Annotated in this window: 10 protein-coding genes, 1 tRNA gene and 2 pseudogenes; 5 read left to right on the forward strand and 8 right to left on the reverse strand. The window is 61.3% G+C overall.

All coding sequences use genetic code 11. From position 1 onward, the window contains the following. The 5 genes from ACGVJ8_RS02455 to ACGVJ8_RS02475 form a co-directional block, all read right to left on the reverse strand. Positions 1–1,228: elongation factor G (locus ACGVJ8_RS02455; RefSeq protein ID WP_392345320.1), on the reverse strand; the 1,228-nt coding region annotated here is incomplete at its 3' end. Positions 1,229–1,317: 89 nt separating this feature from the next. Further along, entirely contained in the window at positions 1,318–1,788 is a 471-nt protein-coding gene (gene rpsG / locus ACGVJ8_RS02460) for a 30S ribosomal protein S7 (RefSeq protein ID WP_392345321.1), read from the reverse strand. A 41-nt stretch (positions 1,789–1,829) separates the two neighbouring features. Further along, positions 1,830–2,204, reverse strand: coding sequence for a 30S ribosomal protein S12 (gene rpsL, locus ACGVJ8_RS02465; RefSeq protein WP_392345322.1), 375 nt, complete (start codon positions 2,202–2,204; stop codon positions 1,830–1,832). Between the two features lie 72 nt (positions 2,205–2,276). Beyond that, on the reverse strand, positions 2,277–2,603 hold the full coding sequence (locus tag ACGVJ8_RS02470; RefSeq protein WP_392345323.1) for a HesB/IscA family protein: 327 nt from the start codon (positions 2,601–2,603) through the stop codon (positions 2,277–2,279). Positions 2,604–2,637: 34 nt separating this feature from the next. Further along, positions 2,638–4,323 (reverse strand): phosphodiester glycosidase family protein, encoded by a 1,686-nt coding sequence (locus tag ACGVJ8_RS02475; RefSeq protein WP_392345324.1) that lies wholly within the window; start codon positions 4,321–4,323, stop codon positions 2,638–2,640. 102 nt (positions 4,324–4,425) lie between these two features. Between ACGVJ8_RS02475 and gltB the strand changes: the two genes are divergently transcribed. Together gltB and ACGVJ8_RS02485 are read left to right on the forward strand one after the other, a co-directional pair. After that, complete coding sequence (gene gltB, locus ACGVJ8_RS02480; RefSeq protein ID WP_392345325.1) at positions 4,426–9,027, forward strand: glutamate synthase large subunit; 4,602 nt, start codon at positions 4,426–4,428, stop codon at positions 9,025–9,027. Positions 9,028–9,042: 15 nt separating this feature from the next. Further along, complete coding sequence (locus tag ACGVJ8_RS02485) at positions 9,043–9,351, forward strand: YciI family protein (RefSeq protein ID WP_392345326.1); 309 nt, start codon at positions 9,043–9,045, stop codon at positions 9,349–9,351. On the opposite strand, the gene lipA is transcribed toward ACGVJ8_RS02485, so the two are convergent. Further along, positions 9,329–10,198 carry a lipoyl synthase gene (lipA, locus tag ACGVJ8_RS02490; protein WP_392345327.1) on the reverse strand — a complete coding sequence of 290 codons (870 nt, stop codon included), beginning with the start codon at positions 10,196–10,198 and terminating at the stop codon, positions 9,329–9,331. The genes ACGVJ8_RS02485 and lipA overlap by 23 nt on opposite strands. Before the next feature lie 90 nt (positions 10,199–10,288). On the opposite strand from lipA, the gene ACGVJ8_RS02495 reads away from it, so the two are divergent. Continuing rightward, positions 10,289–10,362, forward strand: a tRNA-Pro gene (locus tag ACGVJ8_RS02495). Between the two features lie 68 nt (positions 10,363–10,430). Here ACGVJ8_RS02495 and cobJ read toward each other — a convergent pair. After that, positions 10,431–12,170 (reverse strand): annotated as a pseudogene (cobJ, locus tag ACGVJ8_RS02500) (precorrin-3B C(17)-methyltransferase). 69 nt (positions 12,171–12,239) lie between these two features. After that, a complete protein-coding gene (locus ACGVJ8_RS02505) occupies positions 12,240–13,547 on the reverse strand; it encodes a hypothetical protein (RefSeq protein ID WP_392345328.1) in 1,308 nt (435 codons plus the stop codon). Positions 13,548–13,951: 404 nt separating this feature from the next. Between ACGVJ8_RS02505 and psaA the strand changes: the two genes are divergently transcribed. Both psaA and psaB read left to right on the forward strand, forming a co-directional pair. Then, positions 13,952–16,255 (forward strand): photosystem I core protein PsaA, encoded by a 2,304-nt coding sequence (psaA, locus tag ACGVJ8_RS02510; protein ID WP_392345329.1) that lies wholly within the window; start codon positions 13,952–13,954, stop codon positions 16,253–16,255. A 22-nt stretch (positions 16,256–16,277) separates the two neighbouring features. After that, positions 16,278–17,528 (forward strand): annotated as a pseudogene (psaB, locus tag ACGVJ8_RS02515) (photosystem I chlorophyll a apoprotein A2); the annotation flags it as partial.

A 17,528-nucleotide genomic window follows, 5' to 3' on the forward strand; every position in this document is an offset into this window, starting at 1 on the left:
CAACAGCCACGGAGATCACCGGTTCGGGGATGAACAGGGTCTCGAGAACGATCGGATCGTCCTGGGTGCAGAGGGTGTCACCCGTGGTGGTGTTCTTCAGTCCGAGCACGGCACCGAGTTCACCGGCGCGCAGCGCGTCAACTTCCTCACGGTCATCAGCCTTGAGCACCACCAAGCGGGAGATGCGCTCCTTTTCACCTTTGGTGGAGTTGAGAACGTAGCTGCCTTTCTCGAGGATGCCGGAGTACATCCGGACGAAGGTGAGTTTGCCGTAGGGATCGGCCATCACCTTGAAAGCGAGGGCACTGAAGGGAGCGTTGTCGTCGGACGGACGCACCGCTTCGCTGCCGTCGGGAAGCACACCCTGGATCGGGGGAACGTCGACGGGGGCCGGCAGGTAGTCGATCACGGCGTCGAGCACCAGCTGCACACCTTTGTTTTTGAAGGCGGAGCCGCAGAGCATGGGCACCAGGCCGTGCTTGAGCACGCCCTCACGGATGCCTTTCTTGAGCTCATCAACGCTGAGTTCGCCGGTCTCGAGGAACTTCTCGATCAGCGCCTCATCGGTTTCGGCGACGGTCTCCATCAAGGTGTTCCGCCATTCGACCACCTCGTCAGCCATATCAGCCGGCACTTCGGCTTCTTCGATGTCGGTGCCGAGGTCGTTTTTGTAGATGTATGCCTTGTTGGCAACGAGATCGATGATGCCGCTCAGCTCGCCTTCAGCACCAATCGGAAGCTGGATCGGAATAGCATTGGCCTTAAGGCGGTCCTTGATCTGACCGTGAACCTTGAGGAAGTCTGCACCGGTGCGGTCCATTTTGTTCACGAATACCATCCGGGGAACGGAATAGCGGTCGGCCTGACGCCAGACGGTTTCGGATTGGGGCTGAACGCCACCAACGGCGCAGAAGACGGCAATAACACCATCCAGCACACGCATGGAGCGCTCCACCTCAATGGTGAAGTCCACGTGGCCAGGCGTGTCGATGATGTTGATTCGATGGTCCTGCCAGGACGTCGAAATAGCAGCCGCGGTGATCGTGATGCCACGTTCCCGTTCCTGGGCCATCCAGTCGGTCACGGCGGCGCCGTCATGCACCTCACCGATCTTGTGCACCACACCGGAATAGAACAGGATCCGTTCAGTCGTGGTGGTTTTTCCGGCATCGATGTGAGCAGCGATACCAATATTTCTGACGCGTTCCAGGGGGAAGTCGCGGGCCACAGGAAATTCTCCGGGGGGGGGGCGTGAGAAGGCGGAGAGACTCTACAGGCCAGCCATGAACATCTGTGTTAATGGCTGGCCTGCGAGGCTCAGTAGCGGTAATGGGCGAAAGCCTTGTTGGCTTCGGCCATCTTGTGGGTTTCTTCGCGCTTGCGAACGGCGTTGCCAGCCTCGTTAGCGGCATCCATCAGTTCGCCAGCCAGTTTCTGGGCCATGCTCCGGCCGTTGCGGGCGCGGGAGAAGCTCACCAGCCAGCGCAGGGCCATGGCGGTGCCGCGCTCCTGGCGCACTTCCATGGGCACCTGGTAGGTGGCACCACCGACGCGGCGTGCGCGCACTTCCACCAGGGGGGTGGCGTTCTTGACGGCTGTCTCGAACAGTTCGAGCGGATCTCCACCGGTGCGCTCGTTGATCAGGCCGAACGCGTCGGACAGGATCTGTTGCGCTGTCGACTTCTTGCCGTGCTGCATCAAGCGCACCACCATCATCGTGGCGAGACGGCTGTTGAATTGCGGGTCAGGAAGAATCGGGCGCTTCTCAGCGGCGTTGCGGCGTGACATCAGAGATCAGAACTTGATAGGGATGGGGAAGAAACCGGTGATCACTCCTTCGGAGCCTTGGCGCCGTACTTGGATCGGGACTGATGCCGGTCTTTCACGCCAGCGGTATCCAGGGTTCCGCGGATGATGTGGTAACGGACGCCCGGGAGGTCTTTGACACGACCGCCGCGGATCAACACCACCGAGTGCTCCTGGAGGTTATGACCGACACCGCCGATATACGCCGTGACTTCAAAGCCGGAGGTCAGGCGCACACGAGCCACCTTGCGCAGCGCCGAATTAGGCTTTTTGGGCGTTGAGGTGTAAACGCGGGTGCAAACACCACGACGCTCAGGGCACGACTTCAGGGCTGGGGACTTGGTCTTGGCCTTGAGGCGTGAGCGCTCAGTGCGGATCAGCTGTTGGATGGTTGGCATCGATGGTCGGTGAGCGGTCGGACTCCCGACCTGATTCGACAATCGACCATGATAACGGGTGATGGTCCCTCCTCAAACGCGGCTGAAGGCATTGCCGCAGGTACAGGGTTCAACCCCATCGCTGTTGCGGATCAGAAAACCACCACCACCGAGGTCGCCGCGGTAGTCCAGGCAAAGGCCTTCAAGCAATTTGAGTTGTTCTGCAGGCACGTGCAGGGTCACGCCATCGGCCCTTGCGATCGCGACGCCGGCCAAATGACCTGCCCGGATGCGCAGCACATGTTGTGCACACTCGCCGGGAGTGAGATCGAGATGCATCTGCCCCGGTGTTCCCGCCACAGCCGCCTGTCGCCCTAGCTCGGCAGCAGCGGCAGCGGTCAGCCGGAGATTGGCAGCCATACTCAGTTCCTCGGGCCTCCCACTGTTGCAGGTCTTAGAGGGGGATGAGCCCCAGGCCGTTGTGGACTCTCGGGGTGCTGCTTCGGCCATTCATCACGGTGCGTCCGGCCACCACGAGGGTGGTGGAACTGCCGCCATCCATGTTCAACGCATCGCGTAGCCCCAGTTGCTGGGCTGCCAGGGCTGTTTCCACAAGGGTGGGATCACTGCCGGTGGCGCCACGCAAGGTCATCAGCCACTGGCCGCTCGGCCCCTGAGCTACCACCGTTCTTGGTGCCGCCAAGCTCATGAAGCCCGGAGTGAACCCCTCCTGGCGTCCATTCAGCACCACTTGGCCGTTCTGCATCAGCAGCGGACCGCCGCCCAGAACATTGGGCTGTTGGGCCAGGGGAGAGCTGGATCGTGCTGCCACTTCGATGTGATCACCAAGCCGCGCGGGCAGCGGCGTGCGCCCGCGAGCGATTACCAGCGTACCGTCTTTGGGGATGGCGATGCCGCGTCGCAGGCTGTGCTTGTCAAACGTTGCCTCAACGCGGCCGCCGCGAATCAATAGAGCTTCCTCTTCGCCGCTCAAGGCCTGGTAGCGGGAACCCCATGCAGGTGTGTAGAGGCTCAGCCCCTTCTGGATGTAGCCGCTGTTGAGTGCCATGAGGCTCCAACGGCGACCGTTGTTCACCTGCAGCGTCTGGTTCAGCTGCAGCCGGCCGAACTGCAGATGCCCTGAGGCCCCCCAAGCGATCACGCCGCGGTTCAGGATCGGACCGGACAGCCAGACCCCCTGATGCCGCACTGCCCCCAGGGGGAGTTGGTTGATCCGGTTGAAAAAGCCTCCGTTAACTGCGACCAGCGCCCCTGCGGGTTGGGAGAGCTGAGGCAGAAAACGCAGGCCCTGTTGCTGCTCGGCCTTGACCAGGGGCTGAAGGGTGATGCCGAGACGGCTCAGGTGGCCGCCGGCACGGAACACCTGAATGGGTTTCACCCCCACCTTGATGGTGCGTTGCTCCAAGACGAAGCCCCGCCTCAGCCATTCGGCCACAGCTAGGTTGCGGAGAGGTAGACGTGCGCTCTGGACTGGGCGGCGACCGCCGATCTGTACGCCATCCAGCACCACCCTCCAGGGGGACGCCAGGCTCAGGCTCCTCAGCTTGGTAGCTTGTCCTTTCAGCAAAAGACCACCGTGGCGATGCTGCTGTGGGGAGAGCCCCCACGCCTTGAGTTGACGTTGCTGGGTCCGCGACAGCTTGAGCTCCAGCAATAGGTCGCCGTTCAACCGCTGCACCAGGGCGGGGCCGTTCAGATCCAGCACCAAACGATCGGCTGTTGAACCCTTGCCGTGGCGCAGGTTGTTCACCGTGGGTGGGGGCAGCCGGAGCTCCAAGGTGTTTCCCCTCACTTGGAAGATGACGCCAGTTGCGGCCAGCCAGTCGCTCACTTCGAGGCCGACTTCGTCACCGAGCGAACGGGTCGCCAATGCGGTCAAGGAGACCGTTCGACCAAACCATTCCAGTACCTCTCCATCGAGGCGTGACACTCGTCTGAAACCCAGTCGGGATTCCAGAATCTCCAGGGGCAGCCAAAGTTCTTCCGGTTCTGCGTCGCTGCCCCTCCAGAGCCAAACCGCTTTGCTGCGCTCTCGCCCGATCAGCACCTCCTCACCACTCTGGTTCGGCACAGGGCGAAGCTCAGGCGGTGGCGGGGGAAGTGGGGCAAAAACCAGCATGAAATGCCTGGGCGGAGAGGCGCCTGCCTAGGATCCTCCTCCGAGATGGTTTCTGCAGAGTTCGAAGCTGCAGACCCATGCGATCGTCCGGTTGAGTTCCCTATGTCTGACGCCATCCGTTCCGCTGTCTGGCCTTACTGCGACAGCCCTGCACCCGAGGTTGTTGCGGGCGAGAAGGATGCGTGTGGCGTTGGTTTCCTGGCCCAGCTCCAGGGGCAGGCCAGCCACTGGGTGCTGGAGCAGGCTCTACGTGGTCTGGGATGCATGGAGCACCGTGGTGGTTGCGGGGGAGATGGCGACTCCGGCGACGGCGCAGGGGTGTTGTGTGAGATCCCCTGGTCGTATCTGAGAGCCATCTGGTCCGAGGCGGCTGCAGCACGGGGCCTTGGAATGATGTTCATGCCCACCGACGCCAGCCGTCGTGCAGAGGTACGAGGCCTGTGTGATGAAGAGGCCAGAGTCCTTGGCATGCAGCCTCTGGGGTGGCGAGCTGTACCTGTCGAACCTGCGGTTCTCGGTCCTTTGGCCCGTGCCACAGCTCCTGTGATCGAACAGTGGGTACTGAGTAGTGATGCGGACGATGCAAAGTTTGACGGGCAGCTGCTGCGGTTGAGGCGGCGCATCGGTGCCCGTGTGCGGGCAGCTCTGGGTGCTGAGGTGGCCCAGGACGTTTACGTTGCCTCCCTGAGCAGCCGGACGGTTGTTTACAAAGGGATGGTGCGATCCGAGGTGCTGGCGCAGTTCTACACCGACCTGCAGGACCCTCGATTTGAGTTGAGCTTTGCCGTTTATCACCGCCGCTTCAGCACCAACACTCTGCCGCGCTGGCCCCTGGCGCAGCCGATGCGGCTTCTGGGTCACAACGGTGAAATCAACACGCTGCTGGGCAACCTCAACTGGACCAAGGCCTCAGAAGCCAGTCTCGAGAACGTCTGGGGTGAGGCGGCTGATGACCTGATTCCGGTGGTTAACCCTGCCTTCAGCGATTCCGCCAACCTGGATGCCACCTTGGAATTGATGGTGCGCAGCGGTCGGTCGATCACCGACAGCCTGATCACGCTGGTGCCCGAAGCGTTTCGCAATCAGCCCGATCTCGATAGCCGTCCTGATGTGACGGCGATGTACGAATTCAACGCGGGAATTCAGGAACCCTGGGATGGCCCGGCCCTGTTGGTTTTTGCCGATGGCAAGAGGGTGGGTGCCACGCTCGATCGGAACGGGCTGCGCCCGGCACGTTGGTGCACCACCGCTGACGGCTTCGTGATCATGGGATCGGAGACCGGCGTGGTGGATCTCAGCGGCAAGACGATTGTTCAGAAAGGTCGTCTTGGCCCTGGTCAGATGGTTGCCGTTGATCTTGAACGCGGCGAGTTGCTCGACAATTGGTCGGTGAAGGAGGACGCGGCGCAGCGCTTCCCCTATGCCGATTGGCTTCAGCAGCATCGCCGCGGCGTCGCCCCCCAGCCCTGGACCCAGGACCGGCATGTGGGTGAACTCGATCTGTTGCGCTTGCAGACCGCGATGGGCTTCACCGCCGAGGACTTCGATCTGATCATCGAGGACATGGCTGCCCTCGGGAAGGAGCCGACCTACTGCATGGGCGATGACATCCCACTGGCGGCGCTCTCCGACAAGCCCCACCTGCTTTACGACTACTTCAAACAGCGCTTCGCCCAGGTCACCAACCCTCCGATCGATCCCCTGAGGGAAAAGCTGGTGATGAGCCTGGAGATGCACCTGGGCGAGCGCCGGCCCGCCCTGAAGCCCCAGCCGGACGCTGCCTCCGTCATCCATCTGGAGACTCCCGTTTTGAATGAGGCGGAACTGGCAGCGATCAGTGAGCAGGGCTTGCCCGTCAAGACGGTGTCCACCCAGATGGCTGTGGAGTTGTGTGCGGGAGGCCTGCAAGAGGCCATTGCGGCGCTGTGCAGCGTTGCGGAACAGGAAGTGTGTGACGGTGCCCAAGTGCTGGTGCTGTCCGATCGGGTCGATGGCACGGGGGCGGCGGCCCAGCTGACCCCCACGACGGTGGCGATGCCGGTCTTGCTGGCCGTGGGCGCTGTTCATCACCATCTACTTCGCCAGAAGCTCCGGCTGCAGTGCTCTCTGGTCGTGGACACGGCCCAGTGCTGGAGCACCCATCACATGGCGTGCCTGATCGGTTATGGCGCCAGTGCCGTCTGCCCCTGGCTCACTTGGGAGACCACCCGCCACTGGCTGGATCACCCCAAGACCAAGAAGCGGATCGAACAGGGCAAGTTGCCCGCCCTGGATGCCAATCAGGCCCAGGCCAACGTTCGCGAGTCGTTGGAGAACGGCCTGCGCAAAATCCTCTCCAAGATCGGAATTTCATTGCTGGCCAGCTATCACGGCGCTCAGATCTTTGAAGCGATCGGCCTTGGAGCGGATGTGGTGGAGACCGCCTTCACGGGAACGACCAGCCGTGTTGCCGGGATGACGCTGGCTGAGCTGGCGAACGAAACACTTTCGATGCACGCCAAGGCTTTCCCTGAGCTCAACCGCAGCAAGCTCGAATTCATGGGCTTTGTTCAGTACCGCAGTGGTGCTGAGTACCACCGCAACAATCCCGAGCTGTCGAAGGCGCTGCACAAGGCGGTAGCCCAGGGCCCTGGTTACGACCACTTCTCCACCTATCAGGCCTTGTTGGAGAACCGACCGGTGATGGCCCTGAGGGACCTGTTGGAGTTCAAGTTGGCTCCCACCCCAGTGCCCCTCGATCAAGTGGAGAGCGTCGAGAGCATCTGCACCCGCTTCTGCACGGGTGGGATGAGCCTGGGTGCTTTGTCCCGCGAAGCCCATGAAGTGTTGGCCGTGGCGATGAATCGCATCGGCGGCAAGAGCAACAGCGGTGAAGGCGGTGAGGACCCTGCGCGCTTCCAGATCCTCAAGGATGTGGATGGGGAGGGCCGTTCCGCCTCATTCCCCAGCCTTGGTGGTCTGTGTAATGGGGACACTGCCTGCTCGGCGATCAAGCAGGTGGCTTCAGGCCGTTTCGGCGTGACGGCGGAATACCTGCGCAGTGGCAGGCAGCTGGAGATCAAGGTGGCCCAGGGCGCCAAGCCCGGTGAAGGTGGTCAGCTTCCAGGGCCCAAGGTTGACGAATACATCGCCTGGTTGCGCAACAGCAAGCCAGGTGTGGCCTTGATTTCACCGCCTCCACACCACGACATCTATTCGATCGAAGACCTGGCGCAGCTGATCCATGACCTGCATCAGGTGCATCCCGCTGCTCCCGTAAGCGTGAAGCTGGTGGCCGAGATCGGCATTGGCACCATCGCTGCGGGTGTGGCCAAGGCCAACGCGGATGTGATCCAGATCTCCGGTCACGACGGTGGCACGGGAGCATCCCCTCTGAGTTCGATCAAGCATGCCGGCAGCCCCTGGGAACTGGGCCTCACCGAGGTGCACCGCTCCCTGGTGGAGAACGGTCTGCGCGATCGGGTTCTGCTGCGCGCCGATGGAGGCCTCAAAACCGGCTGGGACGTGGTGATTGCTGCCCTGCTAGGCGCGGAGGAATATGGCTTCGGTTCGATCGCAATGATCGCCGAGGGTTGCGTGATGGCTCGCGTCTGTCACACCAACAACTGCCCTGTGGGTGTGGCCACGCAGAAGGAGAACCTGCGCAAGCGTTTCACCGGTATTCCTGAGCATGTCGTCAATTTCTTCTGGTATGTCGCTGAGGAAGTACGTCAGCTGATGAGCCTGCTCGGCGTCACCCGCCTCGAGCAGCTGATCGGCCGCACCGATCTGCTCCAGGCCCGCTCGGTCGCGTTGGCCAAGACCAAGGGTGTGGATCTCTCCAGCCTGCTGGCTCCGATCAGCGGAGCCGAAGACCGCTCATGGCTTCGCCACAGCGACCAGGCCCACGGCAATGGACCGATCCTTGAGGATCAGCTCCTCGCCGACGCTGAGCTTATGGCTGCACTGGAGAACCACGGTTCCATCAGTCGTAGCATCGAGATCATCAATACCGATCGCAGTGTCTGTGCCCGTCTGGCCGGTGAAATCGCCCAGCGCCATGGCAACCGCGGTTTCAAGGGACAGCTCGATCTCACCTTTCGGGGTGCCGCAGGCCAGAGCTTCGGGGCATTCCTGGTGCAGGGCATGCAGGTTCGTCTGGAAGGTGAGGCCAACGACTACGTGGGCAAGGGGATGAACAGCGGTTGCATCACCCTGGTGCTATCAGACGGTTGCGCTTCTCCAGGGGATCAGGTGATTCTCGGCAACACCTGCCTCTACGGGGCCACCGGCGGTGAGTTGTTTGCTCATGGCCGGGCTGGCGAGCGTTTCGGTGTTCGCAACAGCGGTGCCCGCACGGTTGTGGAGGGAGCTGGTGACCATTGCTGTGAGTACATGACCGGCGGTGTCGTCGTCGTTCTCGGCAGCACCGGTCGCAATGTCGGCGCTGGTATGACCGGTGGTGTGACCTTCCTGCTGGATGAGGAGGGGCGTGTCGCTCCTCGGGTGAACCCAGAGATCGTTGAGGTCTGCACCATCACCACCCGTGAGCAGGAGTCGCTTCTGAAGGGGCTGCTGGAACAGCATGTGGTGCTCACGGGAAGCGAGAAGGCTGCTGCTCTCTTGGCCGACTGGTCTGCGGCGAAAAATCGCTTCAAGGTGTTGGTCCCCCCAAGTGAACGGGAGGCGATGGGATTGGCCGATAAACAGGCTGTGGCGGCTTAGCGCCGTCGCCAGCCCGTGGCTTGGTTCGTTAAGATCGAAACCTTCACGGCCGTCGCTGCCTCTCTGCCCGTGGAGCAGCGGCGACCCATTTTGGAAGCTCACCGCCGTTGGGTTGAAGATGAAGCTGCCGCAGGTCGTCGTCTACGCAGTGGCTATCTGGTGGATGGCGACCAGCAGCCCGGCGGCGGGGGTTTGTTGATCTTTGAGGCGTCGTCCTATATCGATGCTCTGGCGTGGGTGGAGGACGACCCGATGATCCGAGCCGGCCTGGTGGACTGGCAAGTGCAGGAATGGATCCCCGTCAGCGGGGGTGGCTGGCCATGAGCCGTTGCACCTCACCAGCGTGATAGCTGCTGCGGGTGAGTGGTGTGCTGACCACCTGGAGGAAGCCCAGCTCCCTTTCGCCCACTGTTCTGTAGGTCTTGAATTGAGCCGGGGTCACAAAGCGGTCGACCGCAAGGTGTTTTGGCCCAGGTGAGAGGTACTGACCGATGGTGACGATGTCCACCTTGTGCTTGCGCAGGTCCCGGAGCGTCTCGATCACCTCTTCATCGGTTTCCCCGAGCCCCACCATCAGTCCTGACTTGCTGTAAGCCTTGGGCCATTGGTCCCGCACCCGCTGCAGCAGCACGAGGGAGCGTTTATAGATGCCCTGGGGCCGCGCCAGGCGGTACATCCGCGGCACTGTTTCAATGTTGTGGTTCAACACGTGGGGGGCGGCGGCCATCACCGTTGCCAGGGCATCCCAGTTGCCGCAGAAGTCGGGAATCAGCAGCTCGATCGTGGTGAGTGGTGAACGTTGCTTCACCTGCTCGATGCAGGCCACGAACTGGGACGCACCTCCATCGGCGAGATCGTCGCGGTTCACCGAGGTGATCACCACGTGCTTTAGGTCCAAACGGGCCACCGCTTCCCCTAGCCGGTGCGGCTCGGTGGGATCGAGCTCGCGCACGCTCTTGTCGAAGTCGATGTCGCAGTAAGGGCAGGCGCGGGTGCAGCCGGGCCCCATGATCAAAAACGTGGCGGTTCCGCCTGCAAAGCATTCGCCGATGTTGGGGCAGCTCGCTTCCTGGCAGACCGTGTTCAAGTTCAAATCCAGCAGCAGGTCGGCCACGGCGCCGATCCGTTCGCGCTGCGGAGCCTTTACGCGCAACCACTCCGGCTTGAGCACGGCGAAGCTTCCTCAATCCATGACCCTAAGTCCGTGCCCTTATGCTTCTGCTTCAAGCGCGGATGCATCGATCTTTTAAGATTAACCTGCCGGGATGTGGCGCAGTTTGGTAGCGCACTTCGTTCGGGACGAAGGGGCCGCAGGTTCGAATCCTGTCATCCCGATTGATGTTTTTCGTGGCACTGCCGGGTCTTGATGGAAGACCTGAGCTATGCCACCAAAAACTCAGTCTTCATTGGAGATTCGCCCCTGGGTACCCGCGCGGCGTCACCATCCAGTCATCCTCGGCACGGCTGCTGCTGTTCCCAATCAGAACCAGCGTGAGCATGTCCACGGATTCCGGCTCCAAGCGTTCAAGACACGTGAGCTGACGGGATTCTTTCGCGCGGCCCAGCTGCCGCGCCAGCATCACCGGGGTCGCTGGAGGGCGGTGTTTCAGCAGCATCTCTTTGGCTTGTCCCAGCTGCCAAGCACGGCCCTTGGATCGTGGGTTGTAGAGGGCGAGCACAAAATCACCAGCTGCAGCGGACTCCAGTCGCTTTTAGATAACAGCCCACGGCGTGAGGCGATCGCTGAGGCTCACGCAGCAAAAGTCATGCATCAGTGGCGCTCCGGCCCGGGCGGCGGCCAGCTGGAATGCTGAAATGCCTGGATGCACAGCGAAGCTGGGTCGGTCCTGCTCGGGTTGCTGGAGCAGCAGCTCCAGGGCCAATCCCGCCATGCCGTAGATCCCACTGTCGCCGGAGGAGATCAGAGCAACCTTGGCCCCTTGTTGGGCCAAGCACAGTGCTTCGGCACAGCGGTCCCACTCCCGGGTGAGCTGGCCATCGAATCGGACCTGATCCGGGCGGCGCAGGGGCTCCAGAAGATCGAGATAGAGGCTGTAGCCAACCCAGGCGCAACACCGGGAGAGGGCCGCTTTGGCGTCTCCACTGAGCAGGGAAAGATCTCCTGGGCCACTGCCCACCAGGTGCAGTTCGCCCCGCTCCGGCGCGTAGGGGATGGCAGCCTCGGCAATGGCCACCGTCACGGCACCCTGCTCCCCTGTTGCCGGACGGCTGATTTGCTTGGGTTGGATCAGATGACCTTGTTCGCCTGCAGCCAGCAACGCCGCTGCTTCAGCCACCGACGCGGTCCCCATTTCCTTGCGCACCACTTCGGAGGGATTCGGCACGTCGATGGATGCAAGAGCGTGCTCCGCAAACGTGCGGAATGGCCATGCCCGGTTCTGGCTCAGTTGCTGCAGGGCCGGTTCATCGGATTTCCGCGCTGCGCTGGCCATTCCGGCGACAGCCTCTTCCGCCAGCCCTGCTATTGCCAAGGCCTCGGCAATAGCCTTCTCCACCAGCGAAAGACTGGTGTTGCGTTCGCAGCCGATGCCAATCCAGAGCGTTGCTGGATGCCACTGGCAATCACCCTGACAGCGCGCTCCGATCACAAGATCAGCCGCTCCTGGCACAACGTTTGGATCAACGTTGTGCAGCAAGGGATGGCCTTCAGCGCCTTGCCAGGCGGTGCATCCACTGCTCTGGTGAACGCTGATGCTGGATCCTTGGGACTGCCGCACCATCAGATCGCGCCAATTGGGCACCGACCCCTTGCGTTTCCAGCCCCAACTCTCCCCAAAGGCATCCAGGGGGAGACGTCCTTCATGGGCGCAGGCGCCCGTGATCACCGCCTGCCCGCCGAGATCCATCGCGATCTCCCGGGCGCGTTGTTCGGCGCCTGCGGAATGGCCTCCCAACAACGGGATGACGAATTCCCCTTTGGGGTCGAGCACCAGAACGGCCGGATCCTTCTCCTTGCCTTGGATCCGAGCTGCAATCAGGCGCGTCACCGCTCCCACGGCGCCCACAAACAACACGACGTTCTCTGCCGTCCAGTGCCTGTCAAGGGCGGTGTTGAGGTCTTGATCGGCTGGATTGATCCGGTCGATGTGGCCGCGCAGCAGCAAACGCTCCAACAGCGGCATGGCGCTGGGGCTCAGTCCTAGGCCCAGAGCGGGAGCGGCAGATGTGGGGTTCAGGTTAGGAAATCCGGATCAGGGCTTGCGCAAGCGCCCATCACTGTTGAGCAACTCACGGGCTGATCCTCCCAGGCTGCTGTTTGGCTTCAGCTTGGGTTCCTCTTCGGCTGGCTGCTGAGGCTCCGCCTGCTTCTCCTTGGCAAGAGTGGGAGGAGTGGGCAGAGCAGCTTCTGCTGTGGATGGCTTTTCAGCAAAGGGCTGCTCGGGCCCCTGCTCATCGCTTTCCTCTGGTGCCCTGGGCTGGGGTTCGGCCTCGGGTTGGGTTTTGATCTCGTCCTCGACCTCGACCTTGATCTCGGCCTGGAGAAGCTCTCGGGGCTGTTCTGTCTTCTCTTGTTGTTTCTCCTCGGCCTTTTGAGGGGGCTCTGGCGGGGACTCGTCCACCTCCAAAACCTCAGGCTCAAGGGAGCCGCTCAGGCGCGCGAGCTGGCTTTCAGTGAGGCGTGGGCGCATCCAGCCCGGCTTGGGACCGGATGGGGATTTCAGATGAATTAGCTGATTGTTGAAGACCGGCGTGATTGGCTCACCTAGCCCATTTAGCAGTTCCATCTGAATGTCATGGCTGTTGGAGCCATTCGATCCTTTGAGCCAAAGGGCTTCCTGGTGATCGACCAAAAAGCTGTCTCCATCAATGCTGATGCGAAGTCGCCAGCGTCCATCGCCCTCCCGCAGGTTTTGGAGCGGAGCATTCCAAATCAGCCAATCCACCAATAGGGGTTGCAGGCCCTGCTCTCTGGCTGGTGAGACAGGAACTAGCCAGGGGGCATCGCGTTCGGGTTGTGTGCCCTGCAGTTTTTGCCAGAGGTGCAGGCGTCCCTGGATTGATGCTCCTGGTGCTTGAACGGCTTCTCCCCAGGGGTAAGCGGCCCAGGCGCTGAACCGGTGACTGCCCGCTTCCAGGTCGTCGATGCGGACCTTCAGGCGATTTCCATTGCTTTCGCTCAGCCGTAAGGGAGCGCGGTTGTCGATTTGGAGCACAACATGGGGCCCCAGACCCAATTTGGGATCGCTGCTGAGGGGCCAATCTTCGATTTCGAAACGCAGCTCAAGGGCGTCAGAGGAAACGATGCTGTCGTTGCTTGGATCGATCAGCCGTAGGGAGGGACGGTGCTGTTGCAGGTTCTGGCGCAGCTGTTGCACTGCCCCTGGAGGAGCCACTTCCTGGAGCTTTCCGCTGGGGGCTGAACTCGGCAGCGGTTTGGCAGCGGACCCTGCACCGCGATTGAAGAATCCAGGGCGCGCATGAACAGGTAAGCCGGCACTAAGAAGCAGTACTGCTGCCAGCAGAACAGCCCATATTGACTTCAGGCCAAGGCGACGCATCGGGCATGAACAGATCTGATCATTCTGAACAATCCGACCTTCACTGTCAGAGTTTTAGTTATTTAGGAAGGAAATATGAGTGAAGTTGTATTGCTTACTGCTTCAGAACTTTGTTGTTTCGCTGATTCTCAGCCTTCTGCAGACGCCTGTCGCTGACTGGCTCGCCACGGGATTGAACCTTTGTAACTCAGGGCCCTTTAACCCCCTTCTCCGCCCCTATGCTTCCGCCAGCGGTCCCCTCTTTGGGGCCCCAGCTTCAGTGCACGCAAGGGGTTTCGGCTCCTTCGCCGCGCTGATGCCCGAATGCTGATTCTCTGCGAATTCGCGTTCGGGGCCCCGATTGGCTTCGGCCCGTCGGAGGGGTGGCCCACCACCTCGAAACCCGTCCCTCGAGGAACGACTCGATGACCATCAGCCCACCTGAGCGTGGGAGTGACGCGAAGAGCCAGGTCGAGAAGGTTGACAATCCAGCAACCTTTGAGCTGTTCGGTAAACCCGGACATTTCGACCGCGCTCTCGCGAAAGGTCCCAAAACCACCACCTGGGTTTGGAACCTTCACGCCAACGCTCACGACTTCGACGCTCACACGAGCGACCTTCAAGAGGTCTCTCGGCGGATCTTCTCCGCCCATTTCGGCCACCTGGCCGTCATCTTCATCTGGCTCAGTGGTGCCTTCTTCCATGGCGCCCGCTTCTCCAATTACTCCGGTTGGCTTGCTGATCCCACCAATGTGAAGCCAAGCGCCCAGCAGGTCTGGGCCGTCTTTGGCCAAGAAGTCCTCAACGGAGACATGGGTGCCGGTTTCCAAGGCATCCAAATCACCTCAGGCCTCTTCCAGATGTGGCGGGCCTGGGGCATCACCAGTGAAACCCAGCTCATGGCTCTGGCCATCGGTGCCCTGGTGATGGCCGGCCTCATGCTCAACGCCGGTGTTTTCCACTACCACAAGGCAGCGCCGAAGCTGGAGTGGTTCCAGAACGTTGAGTCGATGCTGAACCACCACCTGGCAGGTCTGCTGGGTCTCGGTTCACTCTCCTGGGCCGGTCACGTCATCCACGTGTCTGCTCCTGTCACCAAGTTGATGGATGCCATTGATGCCGGCCAACCGCTGGTGCTGAATGGCAAGACCATCGCTTCGGCTACAGACATTCCGCTGCCCCACGAGTTCTTCAATCAGGATCTGCTGGCTCAGCTGTATCCCGGCTTCAGCGCTGGTGTCGGTGCTTTCTTCTCCGGCAACTGGGCTGCCTACAGCGATTTCCTCACCTTCAAGGGTGGCTTGAATCCTGTGACGGGAAGCCTCTGGATGACCGACATCGCCCACCACCATGTGGCGATTGCCGTGATGTTCATCGTTGCCGGTCACATGTACCGGACCAACTGGGGCATCGGCCACTCCATCAAGGAGATCCACGAAGGTCAGAAGGGTGATCCCCTGCTGTTCCCTGCCACCAACGGTCACGACGGTCTTTACGACTTCATGACCAACTCCTGGCATGCCCAGCTGGCGGTCAACCTCGCCATCGGCGGTTCGGTGAGCATCATCGTTGCTCAGCACATGTACGCGATGCCTCCGTATCCGTACCAAGCGATCGACTACCCCACCCAGATCGGGCTTTTCACCCATCACATCTGGATCGGCGGCTTTCTGATCGTTGGTGCCGGTGCTCACGCCGCCATCGCCATGGTTCGCGATTACGACCCCGCTAAGCACATCGACAACGTGCTGGATCGGGTGCTCAAGGCTCGCGACGCAATCATCAGTCACCTCAATTGGGTCTGCATCTGGCTCGGAGCCCACAGCTTCGGCCTGTACATCCACAACGACACAAGGCGTGCCCTGGGTCGTCCCCAGGACATGTTCAGCGATTCGGCGATCTCCATTCAGCCGATCTTTGCTCAGTGGATTCAGAACGTGCACGCCGCAGCTGCCGGCAGCACGGCTCCCAACGCTCTCGCGGGTGTGAGTGAAGTGTTCAACGGTTCCGTTGTCGCCGTTGGCGGCAAGGTTGCCGCTGCTCCCATGCCGCTCGGCACCGCCGACTTCATGGTTCACCACATCCACGCCTTCACGATTCACGTGACGGTGCTGATCCTGCTTAAGGGTGTCCTGTACGCCCGCAGCTCCCGCCTCATCCCTGATAAGGCCAACCTGGGCTTCCGCTTCTCCTGCGACGGTCCTGGTCGTGGTGGCACCTGCCAGGTTTCCGCTTGGGACCACGTGTTCCTGGGCCTGTTCTGGATGTACAACTCCCTGTCTGTTGTGATCTTCCACTTCTCCTGGAAGATGCAGAGCGACATCTGGGGAACGGTGAATGCCGACGGTTCCGTCGCGCACATCACCAATGGCAACTTCGCCAACAGCGCCATCACCATCAATGGCTGGCTGCGTGACTTCCTGTGGGCTCAGGCCGTTCAGGTGATCAACAGCTATGGCTCGAACACAGCCGCCTACGGAATCATGTTCCTCGGCGCCCACTTCGTGTTCGCCTTCAGCCTGATGTTCCTCTTCAGTGGCCGCGGCTACTGGCAGGAACTGATCGAGTCCATCGTCTGGGCTCACAACAAGCTGAAGGTGGCTCCCGCCATCCAGCCCCGTGCGCTTTCCATCATCCAAGGCCGTGCCGTGGGTGTTGCCCATTACCTCTTGGGCGGAATTGCGACCACGTGGGCCTTCTTCCACGCCCACATTCTTGTGGTCGGCTGACCTCACCTGACCTTTCCCTCTAATGGCAACGAAATTCCCTTCGTTCAGCCAGGGTCTGGCCCAGGACCCGACAACCCGCCGTATTTGGTACGGGATCGCCACGGCTCACGACTTCGAGAGCCATGACGGAATGACGGAGGAGCGCCTCTATCAGAAGCTCTTCTCTACCCATTTCGGTCACCTCGCGATCATCGGCCTGTGGGTTTCGGGAAACCTGTTCCACATCGCCTGGCAGGGCAACTTCGAGCAGTGGGTCGCCGACCCCCTGCACGTGCGCCCCATCGCTCACGCAATCTGGGATCCCCACTTCGGTCAAGGCGCCATTGACGCCTTCACCCAAGCGGGTGCTTCCTCCCCGGTGAACATCGCCTACTCAGGCTTGTATCACTGGTTCTACACAATCGGCATGAAGACGAATGCCGAGCTGTATCAGGGTTCCATCTTCATGATGATCCTGTCGGCTTGGGCCCTCTTCGCCGGCTGGTTGCACCTGCAGCCCAAGTTCCGGCCTTCCCTGGCCTGGTTCAAAAACGCTGAATCGCGTCTGAACCACCACCTCGCTGTCCTCTTCGGCTTCAGCTCCATCGCCTGGACCGGTCACCTGGTTCACGTTGCGATCCCCGAAGCCCGCGGCCAGCACGTTGGTTGGGACAACTTCCTCAACGTTCTGCCTCACCCCGCTGGTCTTGGACCCTTCTTCACCGGCAACTGGGGTGTGTACGCCGAAAACCCCGATTCTCTGAATCAGGTCTTCGGTAGCTCCGAAGGTGCTGGCACCGCCATCCTCACCTTCCTTGGTGGCTTCCACCCTCAGACAGAAGCTCTCTGGCTGACGGACATCGCTCACCACCACCTGGCCATCGGTTGCCTCTTCGTAATCGCCGGCCACATGTACCGGACCAACTTTGGTATCGGTCACTCCATCAAGGAGATCCTCGAAACCCACAATCCTCCGAAGGGCACTCCCGGTGACCTCGGCGCTGGCCACAAGGGTCTCTATGACACCATCAACAACAGCCTGCACTTCCAGCTTGGTCTGGCTCTCGCCTCCCTTGGCGTGGTCACCAGCCTCGTGGCGCAGCACATGTACTCGATGCCGTCGTATGCCTTCATCGCTAAGGACTACACAACTCAGGCAGCCCTGTACACCCACCACCAGTACATCGCCATCGCGCTGATGTGTGGTGCCTTCGCCCACGGTGCGATCTTCTTCATCCGTGACTACGACCCCGAAGCCAACAAGGACAACGTCCTGGCTCGGATGCTCGAGCAC

Source organism: Parasynechococcus sp., from assembly GCF_042954245.1.
In the GTDB taxonomy this organism is placed as follows: Bacteria; Cyanobacteriota; Cyanobacteriia; order PCC-6307; family Cyanobiaceae; genus Parasynechococcus.